Here is a 5,315-nt window from a genome sequence, read left to right on the forward strand (position 1 = left end):
CTGGCACCTGGCACCTGGCACCTGGCACCTGGCACCTGGCACCTGGCACCTGGCAAGTCGAACCCGCCCTCGGCCCGGCGGCAAGGCCGAGGGCGAGGGCAACCGAGCCGCCATCCCAGCCCGGCAAAGGACCACCGGGGAACCCAATCGAGCCGCGGCCGCCGGCGACCCGCTAGCCCGCCGGGGCCGGCGCGTAGCCCAGCGGCCGGGTCGCGAACGCCCCGCGGCCGTGCGTCCGGCTGCGCAAACGCGTTGCGTAGCCGAATATCTCGGCGAGCGGTGCGATCGCGGTGACGACCGCCGTACCGCCGTGCACCGCCGACTCGGTGACCCGGCCGCGGCGGGCCGCGAGATCGCCGAGCACCGCGCCGATGTCGTCCTCGGGCGCGGTGACCGTCAGCTCGACCGTCGGCTCCAGCAGCTGGAGCGCGCTCCCCTGCAACGCCTCCCGCACCGCCTGCCGAGCCGCGATGCGGAATGCCCGCTCCGAGGAATCGACCGGATGGGTCGCACCGTCGGTGAGCCGGACCCGCAGCCCGATCACCGGGTGCCCGCCGAGCGGACCCGACGCCAAGGCATCGCGGCAACCGGCTTCGACCGCCCGCACGTACTCGGGCGGCACGCGCCCGCCGGTCACGGTGGACTCGAACTCGAAATCCGCTGCCGGATCGAGCGGTTCGACATCGAGCACTAAATCGGCGAACTGCCCCGGACCGCCGGACTGCTTGGCGTGGCGGTACCGCAGCCCCGCCACCCCGCGCACCACGGACTCCCGGTAGGCCACCTGCGGGCGGCCCACCGTCACCGCGATCCCGCGCTCCCGGCGGATCTTCTCCACCGCGACCTCCAGATGCAGTTCACCCAGCCCGGACAGCAGGGTCTGACCGGACTCCGGATCGGTGCGCACGACCAGCGACGGATCCTCGTCGACGAGCCGCGTCAGCGCCGTCGTCAGCCGCTCGACGTCGGCAGAAGCCTTGGCCTCCAGCGCCACCGACACCACCGGCTCGGTGACCGCCGGCGGCTCCAGCAGCACCTGCGCCTCCGGCGGGCACAGCGTCGCTCCCGCGCGCGCGGACTTCGGGCCGATCACGGCGACGATGTCACCTGCCACGGCCTGCTCGATCTCCGTGTGCCGATCGGCCTGCACCCGCAGGATGCGCCCGATCCGCTCGGATCGGTTGCCGAGCACATCGAGCACCACATCGCCCTTGCTGAGCGTGCCCGCGTAAACCCGCAGGAACGTGCGCCGGGCCGACCCGACGCCCTGGACCTTGAACACCAGGGCGACCAGGCGTTGCGCCGGATCGGGGGCGATCACGCAGTCCCCGGGCTCGCCGCATTCCCACTCGCCGCGCGCCGGCGGGCGATCCAGCGGCGACGGCAGGAAGTCCACGATCGCGTCCAGCAGCGGCTCGACCCCGATGTCCCGGTACGCGGCGCCGCACAGCACCGGCACCACTTCGCCGGACAGCGTCAGTTCCCGCAGGGCGGTAGCCAACGTCGTATCCGACAGCGCCGCGGCTGTTTCGGGATGACCCGAACCGCCACCGACGACCGCGTGCCGGTCGAATCGGCTGTCGTCGGCGCCGGACTCACCGCGCAGATCGGCTGGAGATCCGGCGCCGACCCGCGCCGACCCGGCATCGGCCCGAGCGGAGTCGATGACGGACGCCGCCGTGGCGGCCCGGGTGAGCTGCGGCCGTGCGTAGAGTTCTTCCAGCGCACCCGAATGCCGCTCGGCCACCGCTTCTTCCAGCTCGCGCCTGAGTTGCCGGGCGCGGTCGGCGAGCTCGGCCGGAATCGGGCCCGCCGTCAGCGTGCCCGCCGTCCAGACGAGCGCCCGCATGCCGAGCAGGTCGACGACACCGGTGAACCCGTCCTCCGCGCCGATCGGCAGCTGCACCGCCAGCGCGGCCGGATGCAGCCGGGCGCGGATGGACCGGACGGCGTCCGCGAAATCGGCTCCCGCCCTGTCCATCTTGTTCACGAACGCGATGCGGGGCACCCCGTAGCGATCCGCGCGCCGCCAGACCGATTCGCTCTGCGGCTCGACACCGGCCACCGCGTCGAACACCGCGACCGCGCCGTCGAGCACCCGCAGCGACCGCTCGACCTCGTCGGAGAAGTCCACGTGCCCGGGGGTGTCGATCACGGTGAGACGGTGCGCGTTCCACTCGCACGCCACCGCGGCCGCGAAGATCGTGATCCCGCGCTCGCGCTCCTGGGCGTCGAAATCGGTGACGGTGGTGCCGTCGTGCACCTCCCCGCGCTTGTGAATGGCACCCGCCAGGAACAGCATTCGCTCGGTGACCGTGGTCTTGCCCGCGTCCACGTGCGCGAGAATGCCGAGGTTGCGAACGGCGGCGATGGATTGTCGAGAAGTGTTGGTACGCAAAGTCTTGGCCCTTCGTGCTGATCCGAATCAGATACAGCGCGATTGCCCGGCGCGGCCGACGCCCGCCCCGCGGTCGGGCGGGAGCGTCATCGGCCGCGAACACGCCACGACGGGAGCCTCCAGGCTCCCGGTGGAAGTCGCGAAAATGCGCCGGGTACTCAGTACCGGCCGCGCAGCCGGCACCGAACCGGCGAGGACACCAGGATCACGTCGAACCGCGAACGGGCAGCGACGCGCGGACGAATGTCACGCATGATCGGCTCCCTTCCGGCCCGCACCGTGCGGTGCGAAAAACGTTGCGGTGTAACCGCGTAGTCCCCGATCGGAATCGGGGCCACGCGAGCGGCGAGGAGAGCGGAGACGCTGGATTCTTTGGAAGAGAGATTAGAAGGAAGCATCCCCATGGCCTCGCCTCCGGCAACGCTAGCAGAGGCGGCCGGACGGAGTCACCGGGTTTTTCACGCGTCCGGGCGGCGAAACGCGAAACCCCCGATCACAGCGGATCGGGGGGCGCAGAGGGAGGAAAGCGGTGACGCTGGAGTGAAATCCAGCCCCGAAGAGCCTTCTTGAGAAGGAAGCGCCACCATGGCCTCGCCGGCCCTTACCGTAGCAGTCAGGCGGGAATCAGGTCCCGCAGATTCTCCGGGGTGACGACCGTCGAGCCGGCGGGCAGACCATCCGGCCGGGCGAGACCGATGAAGGTCACCGGTTCGGTGATCGGACCGCCGTCCCACAGGACCGATTCGGTTGTCGCGGAAAGCAAGCCGACCAGATACGCGACGGTCAGATAGCGGCGCTCCACCACCGCCCGCGCCAGCGTCGCCGTCGTCAGCTGGTTCGACTCCACCCGGTTGAACTCCGGAGACCCGGACAGGTGCAGGTGCAGCCACTTCGCCCGCCAGCGGCCGTCCGCGTGCCGGAAGAAGGCCAGCGGCAGCGCGGTTCGGCCCGCACCGCGCAGGTCCGACTTCGCCCGAACCGTACGCGGCTCGTACGGCGCGCCCTGCTGATAGGCATCGCGGGACATGTAGCCGAAGAACGACTCCCGCACCTCGTCGAAGCCCTCGCCGGTGTAGATGTTCACCTGCGGCAGCACCAGGGCGGCCTCGACCTTGTCCAGCCGGACGTCGATGAACTCCGACGCGCCATCCGGAGCCGCGGTGATATCACCGGAGTGCACGCCGCCGACCTCGGTCAGATTGGTGTACGACAGCCAGCCGATACTCGTGAAATCCCGGTCCAGCAGCACGGCGGACAGATCGAAATCGGTCCGCACCGCACGCTCGTGCCAGTACACGAAGAACCGCAGCAGCTCCGCGTCGACGGTGGTGACCGACCCGCGCGGCAACACCCCGAGACCGTCGCCGATGCCCTTGCCGCTCAACGGCAGCGCGACCTCGAGGATCTCCGGATCGATGACGAGCGGCAGCGGCACGTCCAGCCGCCGCGTGATCTCGCGATCGATCATCTCCCGCAGCAGGTCCAGCACCTCCGGCGCGATCGGGTACCGCTCGTCGGGCAGAACGGCGCCCCGGCCCGAGCGATTCGCGAAGATCCGCATCTCCCCGGACTCGCGATTGTCCAGATGCTCACGCACCGACAGCAGCACCCGGCCGGACACCTCCTCGACCGCGCCGGTCAGCTCGAGCAGCACGCCCTCGCGCTCGAGGTCACCGAAGGCCTTGCGCAGCAGATTGTCCATCGACCGGAACAGCATCCCCGGCGCGGAACGCAGCAGCCGTGCCGCGCCCACCACATCACCGTCCGCGAGCATCCGCTCCAGCCGGGAGGCGAAGGACGGAGCCGCCAGCTCACCCCGGGCCACCGCGAAAACCTGTGCCGCGGAGTCGTATCGCGGGTACTCGTGCGGATGCAGCCGCTCCCCGAGCCGCTTCCACGCCTCACGGCGCACCCCGACATCGCCGAGCTTGGCCGGCTGGGCCGCGATCACCCCGTCGAGTGCGGCCAGCAGGGCCCGGCGCACCGGACGCCGGAAACTCCGGAACCGGGTCGGCTCGAGCAGCGAGACATCGCCGTCCGACAGCAGACAGGCGAGCCGCAGCACATCGGTCACGGTATCCACCAGCAGATCCGCGCCGGCGGCCAGGCGCACCTCGTTGAGAATCGCGCGGTGCTCCCGGACCGGAACGGCCGCGGGCTGGGGACCGGTCGCGCAGTGCAGCGCCAGCTCGCGCAGCACCGCCACGTCCTCGGTCCCGAACGGGGTCACACTGCCCGCCATGGACAGGTAGAGCGCCGAAACCTCCTCGGACAGAGTCATTCCCGCGTGCAGGACGGTCACCCGATCCCGCACGCTCGCGATCAGCTCATCGTGCGCGGCGATCATCTCGGCGTAGTCGTGCTGATAGGTCCCGTAGCCGGGGAGCGCCAGCAGATTCACCGCACCCGAACGGATGGACGCCTCGGCGGCGAGCTCGTCACCGAGCGCGCGCACCAGGCATTCGGTCCAGAACTCCACGGTGCTCGGTACATTCGCCGGGAAGTCCCGGAAGTAGACGTTGTGCTCGACATGGTCGCCGACCAACCGGCGCACCATGGGCAGCACCCGCACCGCGGTGTCGATGACCGTCCCCGCCGCGAGCCCGGACAACCGCGCGAACAACGCGCCGGACAGCTTGAACCCCGCCGACATCAGGACCGCGTCGAATTGCCTCGTCGCCATCGTCCCGTCCCCGGCCGGTCCTTCGACCGCCGGCACCCGGAACGTACGGCTGACAACGAGCTCCTCGAGATCCATACTCATCCGCAGATCTTCGCAGTCGAACAGCCTTGCAGGCCAGGCAATATCAGTCCGAGGTCGTGAAACGACAAAGACCCCCAGCCGAAGCTGGGGGTCTTTGTGAATGATGTTCCGGCGGTGACCTACTCTCCCACACCCTGTCGAGTGCAGTACCAT

2 protein-coding genes are annotated in these 5,315 nt (G+C 70.2%); both read right to left on the bottom strand.

Annotation, left to right across the window (positions count from 1 at the left end):
• Window positions 1-172 precede the first annotated feature (172 nt).
• The gene (locus ABZ319_RS39975) at window positions 173-2,398 is read right to left on the bottom strand and encodes an elongation factor G (RefSeq protein WP_354991807.1); all 2,226 of its coding nucleotides are present in this window, start codon (window positions 2,396-2,398) and stop codon (window positions 173-175) included.
• Window positions 2,399-3,011: 613 nt separating this feature from the next.
• The gene (locus ABZ319_RS39980) at window positions 3,012-5,162 is read right to left on the bottom strand and encodes a TerD family protein (RefSeq protein ID WP_354991808.1); all 2,151 of its coding nucleotides are present in this window, start codon (window positions 5,160-5,162) and stop codon (window positions 3,012-3,014) included.
• Window positions 5,163-5,315: the final 153 nt, after the last annotated feature.

This window comes from Nocardia sp. NPDC005978 (genome assembly GCF_040614455.1).
Classification (GTDB): domain Bacteria; phylum Actinomycetota; class Actinomycetes; order Mycobacteriales; family Mycobacteriaceae; genus Nocardia.